At 69.0% G+C, this 2,823-nt stretch carries 3 protein-coding genes; all 3 read left to right on the top strand.

Translation table 11 applies throughout. From position 1 onward, the window contains the following. A partial coding sequence (locus tag A5688_RS11555; protein WP_068268168.1) for an AAA family ATPase occupies window positions 1-845 on the top strand: 845 nt, incomplete at its 5' end. Between the two features lie 38 nt (window positions 846-883). Continuing rightward, window positions 884-1,795 carry a DUF58 domain-containing protein gene (locus A5688_RS11550; protein ID WP_120312526.1) on the top strand — a complete coding sequence of 304 codons (912 nt, stop codon included), beginning with the start codon at window positions 884-886 and terminating at the stop codon, window positions 1,793-1,795. Continuing rightward, entirely contained in the window at window positions 1,792-2,799 is a 1,008-nt protein-coding gene (locus A5688_RS11545) for a VWA domain-containing protein (protein ID WP_067836177.1), read from the top strand. The genes A5688_RS11550 and A5688_RS11545 overlap by 4 nt, the downstream gene beginning before the upstream one ends. The last annotated feature ends 24 nt before the right edge of the window (window positions 2,800-2,823 follow it).

The following is a 2,823-nucleotide window of genomic DNA, read 5'->3' as shown; positions in this document are numbered from 1 at the left end:
GGACGTTCGCCCGTATCCAGTTCACGCCCGACCTGGTGCCCACCGACATCATCGGTACCCGCATCTACCGGCAGGGCAAGGAGGAGTTCGACACCGAACTCGGCCCCGTGGTGGTCAACTTCCTGCTCGCCGACGAGATCAACCGTGCGCCGGCCAAGGTGCAGTCGGCGCTGCTGGAGGTCATGCAGGAACGCCACGTGTCGATCGGCGGCAAGACCTTCTCGCTGCCCAACCCGTTCCTGGTGATGGCGACGCAGAACCCCATTGAGCACGAGGGCGTCTACCCGCTGCCCGAAGCCCAGCGCGACCGCTTCCTGTTCAAGATCAACGTCGGCTACCCCTCACCGGAGGAGGAGCGCGAGATCATCTACCGGATGGGTGTGCGCCCGCCCGAGCCCAAGCAGATCCTCAACACCGGTGACCTGCTGCGGCTGCAGGACATCGCGGCCAACGTCTTCGTCCACCACGCGCTGGTGGACTACGTGGTGCGCGTGGTCACCGCCACCCGCCACCCCGAACAGCTCGGCATGAACGACGTCAAGACGTGGATCTCGTTCGGGGCGTCCCCGCGCGCCTCGCTGGGCATCATCGCCGCGTCGCGGTCGCTGGCGCTGGTCCGCGGCCGTGACTACGTGATCCCGCAAGACGTCGTGGACGTCATCCCCGATGTGCTGCGCCACCGGCTGGTGCTCACCTACGACGCGCTGGCCGACGAGATCTCGCCCGAGATCGTCATCAACCGGGTGCTGCAGACGGTGGCCCTGCCTCAGGTGAATGCCGTTCCGCAGCAAGGTCATTCGGTGCCTCCGGTGATGCAACCCGCCGGCGCGGCCAGCGGTCGGTGACCGAGCCCAAGCCCCGGGCGGCCAATCGTCCGCCATCGATGCAGCGGGGTCAGATCGATGACCCGAAGCTGTCGGCGGCGCTGCGCACCCTCGAGCTCACCGTCAAACGCAAGCTCGACGGTGTGCTGCACGGCGATCACCTCGGCCTGATCCCGGGGCCGGGCTCGGAGCCGGGGGAGTCGCGCGAATATCAGCCCGGCGACGACGTCCGCCGCATGGACTGGGCCGTCACCGCGCGCACCACGCACCCCCACGTCCGGCAGATGATCGCCGACCGCGAGCTGGAAACCTGGCTGGTGGTCGACATGTCGGCCAGCCTGGACTTCGGCACCGTGGGGTGCGAGAAGCGGGACCTGGCCGTCGCGGCCGCGGCCGCGATCACGTTCCTCAACAGCGGGGGCGGCAACCGGCTGGGCGCGATCGTCTCCACCGGCGCCACCATTTCTCGGGTGCCCGCCCGCTCCGGCCGTCAGCACGAGCAGACGCTGCTGCGCACCATCGCCACCACGCCCCGGGCTCCGGTCGGGGTGCGCGGTGACCTGGCGACGGCGATCGACGCGTTGCGCCGTCCGGAACGGCGCCGCGGCATGGCGGTGATCATCAGCGACTTCCTCGGGCCGATCAACTGGATGCGGCCGCTGCGGGCGGTCGCCGCCCGGCATGAGGTGCTGGCCATCGAGGTGCTCGACCCGCGCGACATCGAGCTGCCCGACATCGGCGACGTGGTGCTGCAGGACGCCGAGTCCGGCGTCACCCGCGAGTTCACCATCGACGCGCAGCTGCGTGACGATTTCGCCAAGGCCGCGGCGGCGCACCGCGCCGATGTGGCGCGCACCATCCGCAGTTGCGGGGCCCCGATCCTGACGCTGCGCACCGACCGGGACTGGATCGCCGACATCGTGCGGTTCGTCGAATCCCGCCGGCGCGGCGCATTGGCAGGGCGGCAGTGACACTGCCGCTCCTCGGCCCAATGTCGTTGTCGGGCTTCGAACATTCGTGGTTCTTCCTGTTCCTGCTCGTCGTGTTCGGGCTGGCGGCGCTCTACATCCTGATGCAGCTGGCGCGGCAGCGACGCATGCTGCGATTCGCCAACATGGAGCTGCTGGAAAGCGTCGCCCCCAAACGGCCTTCGACCTGGCGGCACGTCCCGGCGATCCTGCTCGTCGCGTCGCTGGTGCTGTTCACCATCGCGATGGCCGGCCCGACCAACGACGTCCGCATTCCCCGCAACCGCGCGGTGGTGATGCTCGTCATCGACGTGTCGCAGTCCATGCGCGCCACCGACGTGCAGCCCAACCGGATGGCGGCCGCGCAGGATGCCGCCAAGCAGTTCGCCGACGAGCTGACCCCGGGCATCAACCTGGGTCTGATCGAGTATGCGGGGACCGCGACGGTGCTGGTGCAGCCGACGACCAACCGGGAGGCGACCAAGACCGGGCTGGACAAGCTGCAGTTCGCCGACCGCACCGCCACGGGTGAAGGCATTTTCACCGCGCTGCAGGCCATCGCGACGGTCGGCGCGGTGATCGGCGGCGGGGACAAGCCGCCGCCCGCGCGCATCGTGTTGTTCTCCGACGGCAAGGAGACGATGCCGACCAACCCGGACAACCCGAAGGGCGCGTTCACCGCCGCGCGCACCGCCAAGGACCAGGGCGTGCCGATCTCGACCATTTCGTTCGGCACCCCGTACGGCTTCGTCGAGATCAACGACCAGCGCCAGCCGGTGCCCGTCGACGACACCACGATGAAAAAGGTGGCCCAGCTTTCGGGTGGGAACGCCTACAACGCCTCGTCATTGCAGGAACTGAAATCCGTGTACGCGACGCTGCAGCAGCAGATCGGCTACGAGACGATCAAGGGCGACGCCAGCGTGGGCTGGGTGCGGCTGGGTGCGGTGGTGTTGGCGCTGGCGGCACTGGCCGCGTTGCTGATCAACCGCCGCCTGCCGACCTAGCGCGCGCCCCCCGGGCTTGTCCCG

Source organism: Mycobacterium mantenii (assembly GCF_001667865.1).
Classification (GTDB): domain Bacteria; phylum Actinomycetota; class Actinomycetes; order Mycobacteriales; family Mycobacteriaceae; genus Mycobacterium; species Mycobacterium mantenii_A.
The sequence above is the reverse complement of the archived record's forward strand: the minus strand, read 5'-3'. Positions and strand labels throughout refer to the sequence as shown.